A 17,577-nucleotide genomic window follows, 5' to 3' on the forward strand; every position below is an offset into this window, starting at 1 on the left:
GACCCCGCCATCGCCCACTACCCGGGCCACGCCGCTGCGGATGCCGCCGCGTCGTACTGGCCGCGCACCACCCGGGCCGCGCGCTGACATGTGCGTGGTCGCCTTCGCCTGGGATGCGCATCCGCGCTGGCGGCTGCTGCTGGCCGGCAACCGCGACGAGTTCCACACCCGCCCGACCGCGCCGCTGGCGCGCTGGGACGACGGCTCCGGGATCGTCGCCGGCCGCGATCTGGAAGCCGGCGGCACCTGGCTGGGCGTGGCGGACGGTGGCCGCTGCGCGCTGGTGACCAATGTGCGCGACTTCAGCCGGCCGCAGGATGGTCTCTCGCGCGGGCTGCTGGCCAGCGACTGGCTGCGCGGCGGCGAAGGCGCGCTGGCGCATGCCCGCGCCCTGCTGCCGGCGGCCGCCGGCTACCGTCCCTTCAACCTGCTGCTCGCCGACCGCGAGGGCTGCGCCTGGGCCAGCAACGCGCCGCAGCCGCGGATGACGGCGGTGGCGGCGGGCGTGCACGTGCTGTCCAATGCCGCGCTGGACACGCCGTGGCCGAAGGCCGAGGCCCTGGGTGCGTCCCTGCAGGCCTGGCTCGATGCCGGCGGCGGCGGGGACTTCGAGCCGCTGTTCGCCGCCCTGGCCGACGACCGCGCCTATCCGGACGCGCGGCTGCCGGATACCGGCATCGGCCTGGAACGCGAGCGCTGGCTCTCGGCCGCCTTCATCCGCGGCGCCGACTACGGCACCCGCGCCAGCACCGTGGTCGCGCTGGACCGCGACGGCGGCGGCACGATCGTCGAGCGGCGCTGGGGCCCGGGCGGCATCGGCCTCGGCGAAACCCGCCTGATCCTGTAGGCAGCGTTCCTGCAGGCGGTGTTCACCCGGCTGAACCGTCGGCCGCGGCATTCACGCCGCAGTGAATTCCCGCGCGGCACGGTGGCGCCCCGGACGCCGATTCCTGCGTCCATCGCCCACGCACTCCGAGGAGGAATGCCATGCGTATCCACACCGCGCTGATTGCCCCGACCCTGCTGGCCGCCGCGCTGGCCGCGACCCCGGCCCTGGCCGATCCGGGCAGGACCGGCGGCAAGCAGACCCTTACCGAGCCGCAGATCCGCGAACTGCTCGAGAAGCAGGGCTTCACCCGCATCGACGACCTGGAGTTCGAGGACGGCATGTGGGAGACCGACGCCACCAGCGCCGACGGCAACCGCGTCGACGTGCGGGTGGACGCGGCCAGCGGCCGGGTCTTCTCCGAGGACATGGTCTCCACCCTCAGCGCCGACGACATCAAGGCGAAACTGACCGCGGCCGGCTACTCCAAGGTCCACGACCTCGACTACGACGACGGCATCTGGGAAGCCGACGCTGAGCGCCCGGACGGCAAGAACGTGAACATCCGGGTCGATCCGAAGGATGGCCGCATCCTCGGCGTCGAGAACGACTGAGCCGTCGCTCTCCTGTAGGAGCCGGCCTTGCAGGCGACCGCCATGGCGGTTGCATCTGCGTGAAGCCGGGTGCCATTGACGCATCCGCCTCCACGGTCGCCGGCAAGACCGGCTCCTACAAGGACCCTTCAGCGGGCCGCGCGTAGCGCCAGCCCACCACCCAGGCGCAGCCCAGCAGCAACGCCGCCAGGTACCACGGCGCGCCCGGCAGATGCGCCGGCGCGTCGGTGCCGACGAACAGCGCGAACACGTTGGCGAACAGCAAAGGCCCGACGATCCCCGCCAAGCTGACCAGGCTCATCAGCGCGCCCTGGATGCGGCCCTGCACTTCCGGACCGACCTCGCGGGTGATCAGGGCCTGGGTCGAGGGAGCGGCCAGCGCCCACAGTGCGCTGATCGGCAGGCCGAGCATGAACATCCAGCCGCTGTCCGCCATGCCGTACACCGCGAACCCGAGCACGCCGCAGGCCAGGCCCAGCAAAAGCGTGCGTCGCTCGCCCAGCGCCCTGACCGTGCGCCCGACCAGGCCGGCGTTGACCACGATGCTGAGCACGCCCACGCAGGCCAGCACCCAGCCGACCTCGCGCGGGCCCCAGCCGTAGCGGTAATCGGCGAACAGCACGAACACGCTCGGGTAGACGTAGTGGGCCAGGTTGGCCAGCAGCACCACCGCGGCCAGGCCGAACACCTGCGGATAGCTGCGCAGCAGCCGCAGGGCGCCGAACGGATTGGCGTGCGAGGCGTCGAAGCGCGCGCTGCGCCGCTCCGGCGGCAGCGACTCCGGCAGCACGAACCAGCCGTAGAGGAAGTTCAGCAGCGCCAGCCCGGCCGCGAACCAGAACGGCAGGCGCAGGTCGATCCCGCCCAGCCAGCCGCCGATCATCGGCCCGATCACGAAGCCCAGGCCGAAGGCCGCGCCGATCATGCCGTAGCTCTTGGCCCTTTGTTCCGGCGGGGTGACGTCGGCGATGTAGGCGTTGGCGGTGGTGTAGCTGGCCGAGGCGATGCCGGAGATGATCCGTCCGACCAGCAGCATCGGCAGCGAACTGGCCAGGGCCATGAACACGAAGTCCAGGCCCAGGCCCAGGCACGAGATCAGGATCACCGGCCGCCGCCCGTAGCGGTCGGACAAGGCGCCCTGCACCGGCGTGGAGACGAACTGGACCGCGGCGAAGACCATGCCGAACACGCCGACCCAGCGCGCCGCGCTGGCGATGTCGCCGCCGGTGAACTGCTCGACCAGATGCGGCAGTACCGGGATGATCACCCCGAAGGAGAGGATGTCGATCAGCACGGTGACGAAGATGAAGGCCAGCGCCGCGCGCCGCGCGCCAGGCCTTTGCTGCAGGGAAGAATCCACGCTTGGCGCCTTGTCCGTGGGTGCGCGGCACCATGCGGCGCGCACCCTGGGGATGGAATGGGAAGCCGCGCCGGAGCGCGGAAAGGGCACAGTGTAGCGACGCCCGGCGCGGTGCGATGCGACCGGATCCCTACAACGGCGTCACCGCGATCACCTGCACCAGCACGTGCTTGCTCCCGGGCGCCAGCTCGACCACGTCCGGGCCGGCGTTGGCCGCCTCCAGGCAGACGAAGCGGCGCCAGTGCGGGCCGACGTCGGCCATGTTCGCCGCCGCTGCTTCGCCGGGATTCCACACGATCGCGCTGCGGCCGCCGGCCACGGTCAAGGTGATCCGCCGGCCCAGGCCGGGATCGACCAGGCGGTAGTGGCCGCCGGCCTGGCCGAACATGCGGTCGCTGCGGCCGGGATCGCGCGGGTCGAGCAGGGTCCAGTCGCCCTGCTGCACGTGCGCGGCCATGCCGTCGTTCTTGTCCAGGTAGGTGAGGCCGTCCAGGCCCTCGATCCGCACCGCGGTGGCGTCGGCGACGTTGAAGTAGTTGTGCAGGGCTTCGGTGAACACCACCGGCGCGCTGCCGGTGTTCTCGGTGAACAGCCGCTGCTCCAGGACCTTGCCCACCCGCAGCTGCATCCGCAGCTTCAGCGCCAGGCTTTCCAGCGCCGGCGGCTCCAGGTCCAGGATCACGGTGCCGTCGGCCTCGCGGCGGGCGGCGGTCAGCTGCCAGGGCAGGGTCCGCACCAGGCCGTGCGCCGGCACCTCGTTGCCCTGCCCTTGGCGGCCGAAGTACGGCCAGCACACCGGAGTGCCACCACGGATCGGCGTGGGCAGGGCCGCCCTCTGCGGCGACAGCCACATCACTTCCTGGCCGCCGGCGGGCACGAACGACAGCAGCTGGCCGCCGAACAGGGCCACCGCCGCGGTCGCATGCGGGGTTTCGACCAGCAGGGCGTCCAGGCCCTGGAAGGTGCCGAGGCTGAGGCCGGGAACGTCGTGCATCGTCTTCAGGGTCCGTGCGGTGGTGGGGGAAGGCGACTGCTGCCAGCGCGCGAAATCGGGCGGCAGGACGAAGGCGGTCGGGCGCGGCGCGGCTTCGGCGCGCAGCGCCTGGAGGATGCCCAGGCCGGCGCGGCCATCGGCCGGTTGCCGGCCCAGCCTCTGCTGCTCGGCCACGATCGCGCGCCGGGTGGCGCTGCCGACCAGGCCGTCGGCCGTGCCGATGGCGTGGCCGCGGGTCAGCAGAAGGGTCTGCAGCTCGCGGCGCTGAGCCCGCGACAGGCCCGGGTCGTCGGTCGGCCAGGCCGCGACCAGGCCCGGGCTGCCACGCAGGCGGTCGGCCAGGGTGGCGATGGCCAGGGCGTAGCTCTCGGCGGCGTTGTAGGCGTAGATCGCGTCGTAGTTGCCGGACACCAGGAACGCCGGCCCCTTGGCGCCGGCCGGCAGCAGCAGCGCGGTCGGCTCCTGCGCCGGTGCGATCGCGCTGCCGTCGGCGCGCACGATCCCGCGCGCGACCCAGTCGGCCAGCGGCCGGCGCTTGGTGCGCCCGGCCAGCGCCGGGTCGAACCCGGCCGGCAGCTTCACCTCCCAGCCCCAGGGCCGGCCGGGCTTCCAGCCGGCCAGCTGCAGGTAGCGCGCGGTGGAGGCGAGCGCGTCGGCGGTGCTGCCGACCAGGTCGCGGCGGCCGTCGCCGTCGCCGTCCACCGCCACCCGGGCATAGGTGCTGGGAATGAACTGGGTCTGGCCGAAGGCGCCGGCCCAGGAGCCGGTCAGGCCCGGGTCGGCGAGGTCGCCGGAGTGCAGCAGCGACAGCAGCGACAGCAGCTCGCCGCGGAAGAACTCCTGGCGGCGGCCGGCGCAGGCCAGGGTCGCCAGCGAGGTGCGCAGCGGACGGCTGCCGGTGATCCGGCCGTAGTCGCTCTCCACGCCCCATACCGCGACCACGGTGGCCGGGTCCACGCCGTACTCGCCTTCCAGCCGCGCCAGCAGCACGGCGTGCGCGGCGAGCATGGCCCGGCCGTCGGTGACCCTCTGCTCGTCGACCAGGCCGGCCAGGTAGTCCCAGATCGGAGTGGTGAACTCGGGTTGCGCGTCCAGCAGCGGCAGCACGGTCGGATCGGGCCGCAGGTCGGCGGTCAGGCGGGCGAAGGCCGCCGCATCGATCCCGCGCGCGGCGGCCTGCGGCCGGATCGCGGCCAGGCAACGGGCGAAGGCGGGATCGACCGGGGCGGGAACGGGAGCGGAGGCCGCGGGATCGACCGCCACCGCAGTCGGTGCCTGGGCATGCGCCGCCGGCGCCAGCAGCAGGGCCAGGACGATCGGGACGATGCGGTCGGTCAATGCGGTGGGGCGCACTGGCTCAGGCCTCGTCGATGTAGAACCAGCGGCCGCCCTCGCGCACGAAGCGGCTGCGCTCGGCCATCCGCACCGCGCTGCCACCGCCGACCCGGTAGCGGGCGACGAACTCGACCTCGGCGCGGTCGCCGCTGGCGCGGTGCGACTTCACCTCCAGCCCCAGCCAGACCACGCGCTGGCCGTCCGGGTTCTCCAGGTCCAGGTGCGGCGGCCGGGTGGACGGATGCCAGGTCGCGCGCAGGTAGTCGGGCAGGCCCAGGACGTAGGCGCTGTAGCGCGAGCGCATCAGGGTCAGGGCGTCGGGCGCGGCGGCGCCGGCATGCCAGCGGCCGCAGCAGGCCTCGTATTCGCGGTCCGCACCACAGGGACAGAGCATCGCCGCCTCCCCGCGCCTCAGCGGCGCGCTTCGATGAACCTCAGGAACTCGGCGCGGGTGCGCGCATCCTCGCGGAAGCTGCCGAGCATGGTCGAGGTGACCATGCTCACCCCGCGCTTGTGGATGCCGCGGGTGGTCATGCACTCGTGCGCGCCCTCCACCACCACGCCCACGCCCAGCGGCTGCAGCGCCTCCTGGATGCACTGGGCGACCTGCGCGGTCATCTTCTCCTGGACCTGGAAGCGGCGGGCATAGGCCTCCACCACCCGCGCCAGCTTGCTGATCCCCACCACCCTGCCGGCCGGCAGGTAGCCGACGTGGACCCGGCCGATGATCGGCGCCATGTGGTGCTCGCAGTGGCTTTCGTATTCGATGTCGCGCAGCACGATCATCTCGTCGTAGCCGCCGACCTCCTCGAAGGTCCGCTCCAGGTAGGCGCGCGGGTCCTCGCGGTAGCCGCTGAACCAGTCGCCGTAGGCCTCGGCCACCCGCCGCGGGGTGTCCAGCAGGCCCTCGCGCCGGGGGTCCTCGCCCGCCCAGCGCAGCAGGGTGCGCACGGCCTCCTCGGCCTGGGCCTGGGTGACGGGAGCGGCGGGGTCTTTCTCGGTCATGGGCTCGTACCCGCTGGGGGCCGCCCATCGTAACCGACCCGCGCGCCGCGGCGGCTCCTGGCGGAGCCTCCGTATCGAGCCCGGGCTCGGGCGCAGGCCGGTGCCGATCCCCACCGCGCCTTCATTTCCGCCGGCCGCGGCCGATCCAACGGTGGGACCGTGCCCCAGCCGGGCCGTCCCGCTCCGCCCAGGGAACGGAAGAACCGGACCATGCCGCCGAAAGGCCCCATCGCCAGGATGCGCGCGTTCATGTCGGTCTCGGCCGACGATCCGGCCCTGCTCAAGGCCCAGTACCAGGCCTTCTCCGGGCAGATCCCGCTGATGTACGCGATGCTGCTGGTCAACACCTGGCTGCTGGCCAGCACCCACATCGGCATCGCCCCGCGCTGGCTTGTCACCGGCGTGCCGCTGCTGTTCACCCCGGTGTGCGCGCTCCGCTGCATCCAGTGGTGGCGCGGCCGCCACCAGGCGATGGACGCGGCCGGCGCCCTGCGCGCCCTGCGCCGGACCAACCGCCTGGTCTGGCCGCTGGCGGCCGGCTTCGCCGCCTGGTCGCTGGCGCTGTATCCGTACGGCGACGCCTACACCCGCTCGCACGTGGCGTTCTACATGGCGGTGACCATCATCGGCGTGCTGCTGTGCCTGATGCACGTGCGCCCGGCGATGCTGGCGGCCGCGGCGGTGGTGAACCTGGCCTTCGTCGCCTTCTTCGCCACCACCGGCGTGCCCACGTTCACCGCGATGACGGTCAACGTCGCGCTGGTGACCACCACCCTGGTCGGCATGCTGCTGCGCCAGTACGACGGTTTCACCGAACTGGTCCGCGCGCGCCTGCAGGCCGAGGCCCTGGGCGGCGAGAACCTGCGCCTGGCCAACCTCGACAGCCTCACCGGCCTGCCCAACCGGCGCGCCTTCTTCGCCGAACTGGAGGCGGCCTGCGCGCGGGCGCGCGAGCGCGGCAGCCGCTTCGCGGTCGGGATCCTCGACCTGGACGGGTTCAAGCCGGTCAACGACCTCTACGGCCACGCCGTCGGCGACCGCCTGCTGGAGCAGGTCGGCGTGCGCCTGTCGGCCCTGGTCGGCGGGCGCGCCCACCTGGCGCGGTTGGGCGGCGACGAGTTCGCGCTGATCATCGAGGACATCGCCGACGACGCCAGTTGCGCCGCGTTCGCCCGCCACCTGTGCACCGAGCTGCGCGCGCCGTTCCCGCTGCAGGACAACAGCCTGCAGGTGGCCGCGTCGATGGGCCTGGTGGTCTACCCGGACCTGGCGACCAACGCCAGCGACCTGTACGAGCACGCCGACTACGCGCTCTACCAGGGCAAGCGCCACCAGCGCGGCGGAGTGAGCCTGTTCTCCACCCGCCACCAGCACCGTATCCAGCAGGACGCGGCGATCGAACAGGCCCTGCGCAAGGCCGACCTGGAGGCGGAGCTGTCGGTGGTGTTCCAGCCGATCGTCGACACCGCCAGCCGCCGGACCCTGGCGTTCGAAGCGCTGGCGCGCTGGCACAGCCCGGCCATGGGCACGGTGTCGCCGGCCGAGTTCATCCCGGTGGCCGAACGCACCGGCCTGATCACCCAGCTGACCCGGGTCCTGCTGGCCAAGGCGCTGGACGCGGCCGCGACCTGGCCGGAGGCGGTGGGCCTGTCGTTCAACCTCTCGATCCACGACCTGGGCTCGGAGGAGGAGGTCGCGCGGCTGGTGCGGCTGGTGCTCGACAGCGGTGTGCACCCGGCGCGGATCGACCTGGAGATCACCGAGACGGCGGTGATGCAGGACATGGAGCAGGCGCAGTGGGCCGCCGGCCAGCTGCGCGGCCTGGGCTGCGGGGTGACACTGGACGACTTCGGCACCGGCTTCTCCAGCCTGAGCCGGCTGCTGGCCCTGCCGCTGACCCGGATCAAGATCGACCGCCGCTTCGTCAGCGGCATCCAGCACAGCCCGGCCAGCCTGAAGATCGTGCGCTCGCTGCTGGCGCTGAGCCGGGACATGGAGCTGGGCTGCGTGATCGAGGGCGTGGAAGGCGAGGAGGAACTGGCCATCCTGCGCGAGCTGGGTGGCAGCCTGATGCAGGGCTACCTGTTCGCGCGGCCGATGCCCGCCGCCGACGTCCCGGCCTGGCTGGCACACGGCGAGGGAGCGGCGTTTTGCTTCTGCTAGAGTGCGCGCGCGCCGCCCGCCGGGCGGCGTTTCCATAGGCACAAGGAGAGTTCGATGGTGTCCCCAGCAAGCAACCGCCAGCGCTGGATCGGCGCGGGTGCGGTCATCGCGGTCCTGGCCTGCGCGCTGCCCGCCGCGGCCTTCGCCCAGACCGCGATCAAGGTCGGCGACCGCGTTTCCGGCGAGATCACCAGCCGTAGCCGCATCAACTACAACGACGGCAGCCGCAGCGACGTCTACGGCCTGGCGCTGAAGAAGGACGACACCATCGCCCTGCGGGCCGAGGGCGCGCTGTGCGCGCGCCTGGTGGTGCTGGAACAGGGCGCGGTGCTGGGCGATTCGGGCCGCAACCAGGACGAGTGCGAGGACGAGGCGCCGGCGCGGCTGTCGTTCCGCGCGCCGGCCGACGGCCGCTACGAGGTCGCCGTCAGCGGCTTCGGCCCGCGTGATTTCGGCCCCTACCGGCTGCAGGTCGAGCGCACCGAGGCCTACCGCGGCGGCCCCTTGCGCGCCGGCGCGGAGATCTCCGACGTGCTGGCCGGCGGCGGCAACCGCTACACCCTGGAAGTGGCCGAGCTGGCCCGCTACGTGCTGGACATGACCAGCACCGAGTTCGACTCGGTGCTGGCGCTGGAAGGCCCGGGCGTGGAGCTGGAGGACGACGACGGCGGCGGCGGCTACAACGCCCGCATCACCGCCCTGCTCGAGCCCGGCAGCTACACGGTCAAGGCCCGCAGCCTGGAGGACGCGGCCACCGGCGGCTTCAACCTGGCCGTGGCCAGCCGGCCCCTGCCCGAGGGCGTGGAACTGCGCAACGAGGGCGCGCTGGAACTGGACGGCGCCGCGCTCACCGGCTCGCTGGCCGGTAGCGAGCGCGAGTACACCCTGCACCTGGACGCGCGCCGCCTGGTGACCCTGGACCTGGCCAGCGAGGACTTCGACACCAGCCTGGTGGTGGCCGGCCAGGGCACCCGCCTGCGCGACTACTACAGCGGCGGCGACATGGATGCGCGCATCGTCGCGGTGCTGGAGCCGGGCGACTACGCCGTGCGCGCCGGCTCCTCCGACAGCGACGGCATGGGCCTGTACACCCTGCAGGCCAGCTCGGCCCCGGTCCCGGCCGGCACCGGCTACGGCGTCCTGCGGCTGGGCAAGGCCAGCGCGGCGACCCTGCCTCCCGGCGGCAAGGACCGCTACCGGCTGTCGGTGCCGCGCGGCGGCAGCTACCGGATCGCGGCCACCTCGCCGAGCCTGGACGTGATGGTGGACGTGATCCGCGATGGCGAGGTGGTGGCCAGCGACGACGACAGCGGCGGCGACATGAACGCCCTGGCCGAGGTCGAGCTGGAGGCCGGCGAGTACGAACTGGTGGTGTCCTCCTGGAACACCGAGGCCGGCCGCTACGAGATCACCGCCAGCCGCGGGCGCTGAACGCCACGGCGACGCGATGAAGGGGCCGCCGCGAGGCGGCCCTTTTCGTTGGTCCGCCCTGCCCTGCACCGGCCGCATCGGGCCGACAGGAGCGATCGCACCCCGAACGGCCGCCGCCGGCCGGGCCATGACCATCCGCATTGGCCGCCGCCCGCCCTCCGGCACAGAATGGCCGCCAACCACCCCGTTCCGGAGGCTCCACCCGTGCGTCCCGTGTCCCGCACCACCCTGGCCGTCGCCCTGGCGCTGGCCCTGCCCCTCGGCCTGGCCGCCTGCTCCAAGCCCGCCGGCGAGACCTCGACCCCCGCCGCAACCGCCGCCGCCGCGCCCACCGCCGAGCAGGTCAAGGCCGAGACCGAGCGCCTGAACGCCTGGTTCGAGCAGAAGTACGAGGAGCAGCTGCAGTTCAGCCCGATCCAGCTGACCTTCCTCGGCCGCAAGGAGCTGTACGACCAGATCGACGACATGTCCGAGGCCGGCGTGCGCAAGCAGCTGGAATGGAAGGAAGCTTCGGTCAGGGAGATGGAGTCGCAGTTCGACTACGCCAAGCTCGATCCCGAGGCGCAGCTGTCCTGGGACCTGTGGAAGAAGCAGTACGAGAGCGCCCGCGACGGCCTGCCGTTCCTGCTGGACGCCTATCCGTTCGACCAGATGAACGGCATGCAGAACACCGCGCCGACCTTCATGATCAGCTTCCACAAGGTCGAGGACGAACAGGACTACCTGGCCTACGTCGCCCGCCTGCAGAAGTTCGGCACCCTGTTCGACCAGCTGCTCGAGCGCGCCGGCGCCGCCTCGGCCAAGGGCATCACCCCGCCGAAGTTCGCCTGGGAAGGCGTGATCGAGCAATCGAAGAAGGTCGTCGCCGGCGCGCCGTTCGACGGCGGCGCCGACAGCGCGCTGTGGGCCGACGCGGTGGCCAAGGCCGACGCCCTGGCCAAGGACGGCAAGATCGGCGCCGAGCGCGCCGCCGAGCTCAAGGCCCAGGCCCGCGCCGCCCTGCTGGAGACGGTCAAGCCGGCCTACGAGCGGGTGATCGCCTTCGCCGAGGGCGAGCTGCCCAAGGCCGGGGTGAACCCGACCGGCGTCGGCCAGACCCATCCCGACGGCGCGGCGTACTACGCCTACCAGCTCAAGGAGAACACCTCCACCGCGATGAGCGCCGAGGAGATCCACCAGCTCGGCCTGTCCGAGGTCGCGCGCCTGCGCAGCGAGCTGGAGGCGGTGCAGAAGCGGATCGGCTTCGAGGGCGACCTGCAGGCGTTCTTCGCCCACGTCCACGGCCGCCCGGACCAGTACTTCCCCAACACCGACGCCGGCCGCCAGGCCTACATCGACGAGGCGACCCAGGTCATCGGCAACATCAAGCAGCACCTGCCCGAGTACTTCGGCCTGCTGCCCAAGGCCGACCTGGTGGTCAAGCGGGTGGAGGCGTTCCGCGAAGAGGACGGCGCCGCCCAGCACTACTACCCCGGCACCCCGGACGGCTCGCGCCCCGGCGTGTACTACGCCCACCTGTCGGACATGAAGGCCATGCCCAAGTCCGAGCTGGAGGTGATCGCGTACCACGAGGGCCTGCCCGGCCACCACATGCAGATCTCCATCGCCCAGGAGCTGAAGGGCGTGCCGACCTTCCGTACCCAGGCCTTCGATACCGCCTACGCCGAGGGCTGGGGCCTGTACTCGGAATGGCTGGCCAAGGAGATGCCGGGCACCTACCAGGACCCGTACTCCGAGTACGGCCGGCTGATGTCGGAGATGTGGCGCGCGATCCGCCTGGTGGTGGACACCGGCATGCACGCCAAGGGCTGGACCGAGCAGCAGGCGGTGGACTACTTCCGCGCCAACAGCTCGGTGCCGGACGCGGCGATCAAGTCCGAGATCCAGCGCTACCTGATCATGCCCGGCCAGGCCACCGCGTATAAGGTCGGCATGATCCGGATCCAGGAGCTGCGCCGGAAGGCCGAGGCCGAGCTGGGCGAGAAGTTCGACATCCGCGGCTTCCACGATGCGGTGCTCGGTGGCGGCGCGATGCCGATGGACCTGCTCGAGCGCCGGGTGGACCGCTGGATCGCGGAGAGGAAGGCGGCGGCGTAAGCGCGCCGGCGTTCAGGCCGACGAGGATCCGCATCGGGAGGGACAGGCTTCGGCCTGTCCCTCTTCCTTTAGGCGGGCAACGATCGTGCGGCCATGCCGTCCCGGCATGGCTGGCATGCCGCGTCACCGGCTGGCTAGGCTGCGGCAACGCAAACCGGAGGAGCGGCGATGACCACGCGCAGGAACCTGTTCAAGGGCGTGCTCGCCGGCGCCGCCATCGCACCGTTGCCTTTGCTGGCCGGTACGCAAGCGAACCCGCCCGCCGTGACGGGCACGCCCTGCCCTGCGCCCGCCGCGCCGCGCTGGCGCGCCGGCATCGAAGGCCAGCGCCGCGCCGACCTGGGCGACGGCCGCTACCTCAATCCCATCGTCGCCGGCGACCGCCCGGACCCGACCGTGCTCAAGGACGGCGACGACTACTACATGACCTTCTCCTCGTTCCGCGACGTGCCCGGCATCGTGGTCTGGCACTCCACCGACCTGGTGAACTGGACGCCGCTCGGCCCGGCCTTGCGCCAGCCGCTGGGCGACGTCTGGGCGATGGACCTGTGCCGGCACGGCGACCGCTATTACATCTACCTGCCGGCCAATCCCGGCGACCGCGGCTGGCGGATCTTCGTGATCTGGACCGACGACATCCGCGGCGGCCGCTGGAGCGATCCGGTGGACCTGGGCATCGACGGCTGCATCGATCCCGGCCACGTCGTCGGCGAGGACGGCAGGCGCTACCTGTTCGTCAACGGCATCCGCAAGGTCCGCCTCACCGACGACGGCCTGGCCACCGACGGCGAGCTCGAACCGGCTTATGCGCCGTGGCGCTATCCGCAGGAATGGATCACCGAGAACTTCGCGCCCGAAGGGCCCAAGCTGTTCTGGCGCGAAGGCTGGCTGTACCTGGTCACCGCCGTGGGCGGCACCGCCGGCCCGGTGACCGGGCACATGGTGATCGCCGCGCGCTCGCGCTCGGTGCATGGGCCGTGGGAGCACTGCCCGCACAACCCGCTGGTGCGCACCCGCACGATCGACGAGCCGTGGTGGTCGCGAGGCCATGCCACCCTGGTGCAGGGCCCGCGCGACGACTGGTGGATGGTCTACCACGGCTACGAGCACGGCTACCGCACGCTCGGCCGGCAGGTCCTGCTGGAGCCGGTGGAATGGACCGCCGACGGCTGGTTCCGGGCCGGCGGCGGCGACCTGTCGCAGCCGCTGCGCAAGCCGCAGCCGGCCTCCACGCCGCAGGACGGCGAAGCGCTGTCCGACGACTTCTCGCGCGACCGCCTGGGCACCCAGTGGTGCCTGTTCCAGCCCGATGCCGGTGGCCTGGCGCGGATCCGGCGCGCGGACGGCACCCTGTCGCTGGTCGGCGCCGGCAGCTCGCCGGCCGACAGCGCGCCCCTGCTGTGCACGGTCGGCGACCGCAGCTACGAGATCGAGGTGACCGTGGACGTGCCCGCCGGCGGCGAGGGCGGGCTGCTGCTGTTCTACAACCACAAGGCCTTCGTCGGCCTGGGCTTCACCCCCGAAGCGGTGAAGAACTTCCAGTACGCCGAGGAGCATCCGTGGGCGCGGGTGCCGCGTCCGCCGGGCGCCGGGCCGGTGCGGGTGCGCCTGGGCAACGACGCGCATGTGCTGACCTGGCGCTACTCGTTCGACGGCGGCCGCAGCTGGCAGCTGCACCCTACCCGGATGGAGGTGTCGGGCATCCACCACAACGTGTTCGGCGGCTTCCTCAGCCTGCGTCCCGGGCTGTACAGCTGCGGCCGCGCACCGGTGCGCTTCGCCGACTTCCGCTACCGCGCGATCTAGCGGGTGGCCCCGGCCGGCCGCGGGCCGCCGCCGAGCAGCCGTGCCGGCAGCATCAGCACCGCGCCGAGGACCGCGAACAGCGCGCCGAAGGGGATCCCGACCAGCCGGAACGGCAGCGACAACAGCCACACCAGCGGCCACAGCACCAGCGCCAGCAGGGCCAGCGGCCAGCACAGCACGAGCAGCACGCACCACAGCAGCAATCCCAGCAGGGTCTTCATGACGATCCTCGCTTCCTTCACGGGTCGGTGGCCGGCGTCGCGGCCTGCAGCTGGGCGAGCATGGCCCGGGCCTGGCGCGACGAGGCGAACATCACCTCGCTGGGCTGCCGGCGCACGGCCGCGCCGAGCTGCAGGTACACGGTGCCGAACGGAATCTCGAACGAGGGCGCACCGTAGCGCGCGGCGAAGGCCTCGACGATCGACGCGCGCTCCGCTTCGGGAATCAGGATCCAGACCAGGTCCAGGCGGTCGTCCTGGAACACCAGCTCCACCTTGCGCGGCTGGCCGGCGTAGACGAAACCCTCGCAGTCGATCTGGTGCTGGCTCTCCCTGGCCAGCGGCGCGGTCATCGGCAGCACCACCCGCAGCCGCAAAGAGGCGCACAGCGGCGCCAGCCGCGCCTGGATCTCCGCCACCGTGCCGCCGAAGGCGAACGCCTCCGGGCGGGCGACGTCGGGCGGCGCAGCCTGGGCGCCGCCGCACAACAGCAGGGCGAGGACGAGCAGGATCCGGTTCATGGCGATGCTCCTTGCATGGCGGCTCCCCCGCCGGCCGACACAGGGTGCGGAGCGCGCCCAAGGCGATACAAGCGGCATGCGACCAAGCCCGCGGACGGCCGACGGAACCGGGATGGCGGCGACGAATGCGCCGCCCGGCGCTCAGTCGGCCGCTTCCGGCGCGCCCATGTTGCCGCGGCTGTACATGCCGGAGCGATCGAAGCAGCAGGCCCGGCGCTTGCCCGAGGCCAGCATGTCGCAGGCGGTGGCGATGCGTTTGGCGCGGGTCTCGGCCTTCTTGCCCGAGGTCATCCACTGGATCCAGTCGCGGCGCGCCACCGGGGTGATGTCGTCCCAGGTCGCCTTCGCCGCCGGATGCGCCGCCAGCGCCTGGCGCAGGTCGGGCGGCAGCTTCGGCTCCGGTTCCCCCGCCGCCGGCGCCATCTCCACCGCCACCGTGTCCCCGGCCTTGGCGCCGGCTGCCGCCAGCAGCGTCTTCTCCACCTTCATCCAGTGGCCGCCCTGCCCGTCCGGCTCCAGCGTGGCCTGGAACGGCGCGCCGGCGAGCGTGCCTTCGACCGTGACCTGGCTGCGGCTGGGCAGCCTGGCGCTGGCGGCTGCGGGCAGGACGAAGAACGCCCAGGCGGCGTTCACCGGCCGCGCCGGGCGGCGCAGGGTCGATTCGAAGCGGATGGGCGAGGGAGCGGTCCTGGCCATGCGCGCGACCTTAGCACCCGCGAAGGATGAAGCCCCGGCTCACCAGATCCGCACCCGCTCCTCCGGCGCGATCCACAAGGCGTCGCCCTGCTTCACGTCGAACGCGTCGTACCAGGCGTCGATGTTGCGCAAGGGGGCGAAGGCGCGGATGTCGCCGGGCGAGTGGGTACCGTTGACCAGCTGCTGGCGCAGGGCGTCGTCGCGCCACAGCGTGCGCCAGACCTGGGCCCAGCCCAGGAACAGCCGCTGCTCGCCGCTGAAGCCGTCGATCACCGGCGCCGGCTTGCCGCCCAGCGAGCGGCGGTAGGCCTCCAGGGCGATGGTCAGGCCGCCGAGGTCGCCGATGTTCTCGCCCATCGCGGTGCGGCCGTTGATGTGCATGCCCGGCAGCTGCGGGAACACGTAGGCCTCGTACTGCGCGCCCAGCTTCGCCGCCTGGGCCTCGAACTTGGCCGCGTCCTGCGCGGTCCACCAGTCGCGCAGCACGCCCTTGCCATCGGACTTGCGGCCCTGGTCGTCGAAGCCGTGGACGATCTCGTGGCCGATCACGCCGCCGATGCCGCCGTAGTTCACCGCCGGGTCGGCATCGGGATCGAAGAACGGCGGCTGCAGGATCGCGGCCGGGAACACGATCTCGTTCTTGACCGAGTTGTAGTAGGCGTTGACGGTCTGCGGGGTCATGCCCCACTCGGCCTTGTCCACCGGCTTGCCGAGGCGGGCGCGGCGGTAATCCCACTCGAACGCGCGCGCGCGCAGGGCGTTGCCGAACACGTCGCCGTTGGCGATGCGCAGGCCACTGTAGTCGCGCCACTTCTCCGGGTGGCCGATCTTCAGGCCGAAGCCGGCCAGCTTGGCGTGGGCCTCGGCCTTGGTCGCCGGGCTCATCCAGTCCAGGGTGTCCAGGCGCGCGCCCATGGCCGCCTTCACGTTGGCCACCAGCGCGTCCATCTTGGCCTTGGCGTCGGCCGGGAAGTACAGGGCCACGTAGTCGCGGCCGACCGCCTCGCCCAGGCTCTGCTCGACCAGGGCCACGCCGCGCTTCCAGCGCTCGCGCTGCTCGAGCTGGCCGGACAGGAACTTGTCGCGGAACTCGAAGTGGGCGGTGGCGAACTCGCGCGACAGCAGGGGCGCCGCGCCGTCGATGGCGTGGAAGGCCTGCCAGGCCTGCAGGGTGGCGACGTCGGTGTCGGCGAAGATCGCGGCCAGCTTGGGGATGGCAGTGGCCTGGCGGACCACCGCGCGGTCGCCCTGGTCGACGCCGGCGGCGGCGAAGTACGCCGCCCACGGGAAGCCCGGGGCGTAGCGGTCGAACCCGGCGAAAGCCACCGGGTTGTAGGTCTTGTCGCGGTCGCGGCTCTCGGCACGGGTCCAGTGCGCCTCGGCGATCCGGGTCTCCAGCGCCATCACCGCCTCGGCGCTGCCCTTGGGATCGTCCCAGCCGCCCAGCTCGAGCATCTGCGCGATGTAGCCGCGGTACCGCTCGCGCTGCGGGCCGAAGTTCTCGCGCAGGTACATCTCGCGGTCGCCCAGGCCCAGGCCGGACTGGTTCATGTACAGGGTGTAGCGGTCCGGATCGCGCTGGTCGTCGGACACGCCCAGGCCGAACAGGGTCACGTTGAAGGTGTCGTGCGCACCCATCAGCTCGGCCAGCCCGGCGCGGCTGTCGGCCTGGCGGATGCGCGCCAGCACCGGCTGCAAGGGGGCGGCGCCGAGCTTCTCGATCGCCGCCTCGTCGATGAAGCCGCGGTAGACCGCGGCGATCTTGGCGCCGTCGCCGCCGCTGGCAGGATCGCCCAGGGCGTAACCCTCGACCAGTGCCCGCACCCGCGCCTCGGACAGGTCGCGCAGCACCCGGAAGGAGCCGTAGCTGGACTGGTCGGCCGGGATCGTGGTGTTCCTGGCCCAGCTGCCGTTGGCGTAGGCGAAGAAGTCCTGGCCCGGCGCGACCTGGCGGTCCATGCCGGCGGTGTCGATGCCCCAGCTGCCGTAGCGGGTGGCGGCGATGGTATCCCCGCCGCCGCTGCCGCCGGCCTTGGCGCCGTCGAACAGCAGCTCCAGGGTGCAGGCCTCGTCGGCGCAGGCGCGGACCTCGTGGGCGCCGGCCTGGGCGGCGAAACCGAGGGCGAGCAGGGTCGCGGCGGAAAGCAGGGTCTTCTTCAAGGCGGTCTCCACGGCCGTGACGGACTGCCGGCCTGACCGCTCAGGATAGTTGCAGGAGAGACCGGGTGCGGGTGCCGGAAGTTGGGGGCGGCGGACTCCCCTCGCCCGTCGCGCCTAGTCCAGCCGCCGGGCGTAGTCGTCGCGCACGTACCGGTTGATGTAGCTGTTGAGCCCGTCACCGGCATCGGCCAGGCGCTGCATCTCCAGCACGTGCTCGGCGCCGGGTGGACCGGCCAGCCTTTCGTAGACATCCGGTTGCCATAATTGATGGCAATGACCGAGGTGTTTATGAGCAACAGCAAGCAGTACACGGATGAGTTCCGGGCCGAAGCGGTGAAGCAGGTGATCGAG

At 72.2% G+C, this 17,577-nt stretch carries 15 protein-coding genes; 6 read left to right on the forward strand and 9 right to left on the reverse strand.

Going from position 1 to position 17,577, the window contains the following annotated elements:
- Positions 1-88 precede the first annotated feature (88 nt).
- Both CSC62_RS12690 and CSC62_RS12695 read left to right on the forward strand, forming a co-directional pair.
- Complete coding sequence (locus CSC62_RS12690; protein ID WP_162406943.1) at positions 89-847, forward strand: NRDE family protein; 759 nt, start codon at positions 89-91, stop codon at positions 845-847.
- A gap of 140 nt (positions 848-987) precedes the next feature.
- Positions 988-1,440 carry a PepSY domain-containing protein gene (locus CSC62_RS12695; protein WP_162406945.1) on the forward strand — a complete coding sequence of 151 codons (453 nt, stop codon included), beginning with the start codon at positions 988-990 and terminating at the stop codon, positions 1,438-1,440.
- 115 nt (positions 1,441-1,555) lie between these two features.
- Here the strand turns inward: CSC62_RS12695 and CSC62_RS12700 are convergent, their stop codons facing one another.
- The 4 genes from CSC62_RS12700 to folE all read right to left on the reverse strand — a co-directional run bounded on the left by CSC62_RS12700 (position 1,556) and on the right by folE (position 6,134).
- Complete coding sequence (locus CSC62_RS12700) at positions 1,556-2,800, reverse strand: TCR/Tet family MFS transporter (RefSeq protein ID WP_162406947.1); 1,245 nt, start codon at positions 2,798-2,800, stop codon at positions 1,556-1,558.
- Positions 2,801-2,930: 130 nt separating this feature from the next.
- Positions 2,931-5,057, reverse strand: a complete 2,127-nt coding sequence (locus tag CSC62_RS12705) for a lytic murein transglycosylase (RefSeq protein WP_211369004.1) — start codon at positions 5,055-5,057, stop codon at positions 2,931-2,933.
- Positions 5,058-5,151: 94 nt separating this feature from the next.
- Entirely contained in the window at positions 5,152-5,523 is a 372-nt protein-coding gene (locus tag CSC62_RS12710) for a YchJ family protein (protein WP_162406949.1), read from the reverse strand.
- Positions 5,524-5,540: 17 nt separating this feature from the next.
- The gene (gene folE / locus CSC62_RS12715) at positions 5,541-6,134 is read right to left on the reverse strand and encodes a GTP cyclohydrolase I FolE (protein WP_162406951.1); all 594 of its coding nucleotides are present in this window, start codon (positions 6,132-6,134) and stop codon (positions 5,541-5,543) included.
- Positions 6,135-6,344: 210 nt separating this feature from the next.
- Between folE and CSC62_RS12720 the strand changes: the two genes are divergently transcribed.
- From CSC62_RS12720 to CSC62_RS12735, 4 genes are all read left to right on the forward strand, one after another.
- The gene (locus CSC62_RS12720; protein ID WP_211369002.1) at positions 6,345-8,297 is read left to right on the forward strand and encodes a putative bifunctional diguanylate cyclase/phosphodiesterase; all 1,953 of its coding nucleotides are present in this window, start codon (positions 6,345-6,347) and stop codon (positions 8,295-8,297) included.
- 54 nt (positions 8,298-8,351) lie between these two features.
- Complete coding sequence (locus CSC62_RS12725) at positions 8,352-9,728, forward strand: hypothetical protein (protein ID WP_162406953.1); 1,377 nt, start codon at positions 8,352-8,354, stop codon at positions 9,726-9,728.
- A gap of 204 nt (positions 9,729-9,932) precedes the next feature.
- Positions 9,933-11,825, forward strand: coding sequence for a DUF885 domain-containing protein (locus tag CSC62_RS12730; protein ID WP_162406955.1), 1,893 nt, complete (start codon positions 9,933-9,935; stop codon positions 11,823-11,825).
- A gap of 168 nt (positions 11,826-11,993) precedes the next feature.
- Complete coding sequence (locus CSC62_RS12735) at positions 11,994-13,631, forward strand: family 43 glycosylhydrolase (RefSeq protein WP_162406957.1); 1,638 nt, start codon at positions 11,994-11,996, stop codon at positions 13,629-13,631.
- On the opposite strand, the gene CSC62_RS12740 is transcribed toward CSC62_RS12735, so the two are convergent.
- From CSC62_RS12740 to CSC62_RS17855, 5 genes are all read right to left on the reverse strand, one after another.
- A complete protein-coding gene (locus CSC62_RS12740) occupies positions 13,628-13,852 on the reverse strand; it encodes a hypothetical protein (RefSeq protein WP_162406959.1) in 225 nt (74 codons plus the stop codon). The genes CSC62_RS12735 and CSC62_RS12740 overlap by 4 nt on opposite strands.
- Before the next feature lie 17 nt (positions 13,853-13,869).
- The gene (locus CSC62_RS12745) at positions 13,870-14,370 is read right to left on the reverse strand and encodes a hypothetical protein (protein WP_162406961.1); all 501 of its coding nucleotides are present in this window, start codon (positions 14,368-14,370) and stop codon (positions 13,870-13,872) included.
- Positions 14,371-14,511: 141 nt separating this feature from the next.
- Positions 14,512-15,066: a YdeI/OmpD-associated family protein gene (locus CSC62_RS12750; RefSeq protein ID WP_162406963.1), complete on the reverse strand. Its 555-nt coding sequence runs from the start codon at positions 15,064-15,066 to the stop codon at positions 14,512-14,514.
- 39 nt (positions 15,067-15,105) lie between these two features.
- Positions 15,106-17,226, reverse strand: a complete 2,121-nt coding sequence (locus CSC62_RS12755) for a M13 family metallopeptidase (RefSeq protein ID WP_170298369.1) — start codon at positions 17,224-17,226, stop codon at positions 15,106-15,108.
- Between the two features lie 114 nt (positions 17,227-17,340).
- Complete coding sequence (locus CSC62_RS17855) at positions 17,341-17,568, reverse strand: hypothetical protein (RefSeq protein WP_246194413.1); 228 nt, start codon at positions 17,566-17,568, stop codon at positions 17,341-17,343.
- Positions 17,569-17,577: the final 9 nt, after the last annotated feature.

It is taken from the genome of Pseudoxanthomonas jiangsuensis (genome assembly GCF_010093185.1).
In the GTDB taxonomy this organism is placed as follows: domain Bacteria; phylum Pseudomonadota; class Gammaproteobacteria; order Xanthomonadales; family Xanthomonadaceae; genus Pseudoxanthomonas; species Pseudoxanthomonas jiangsuensis.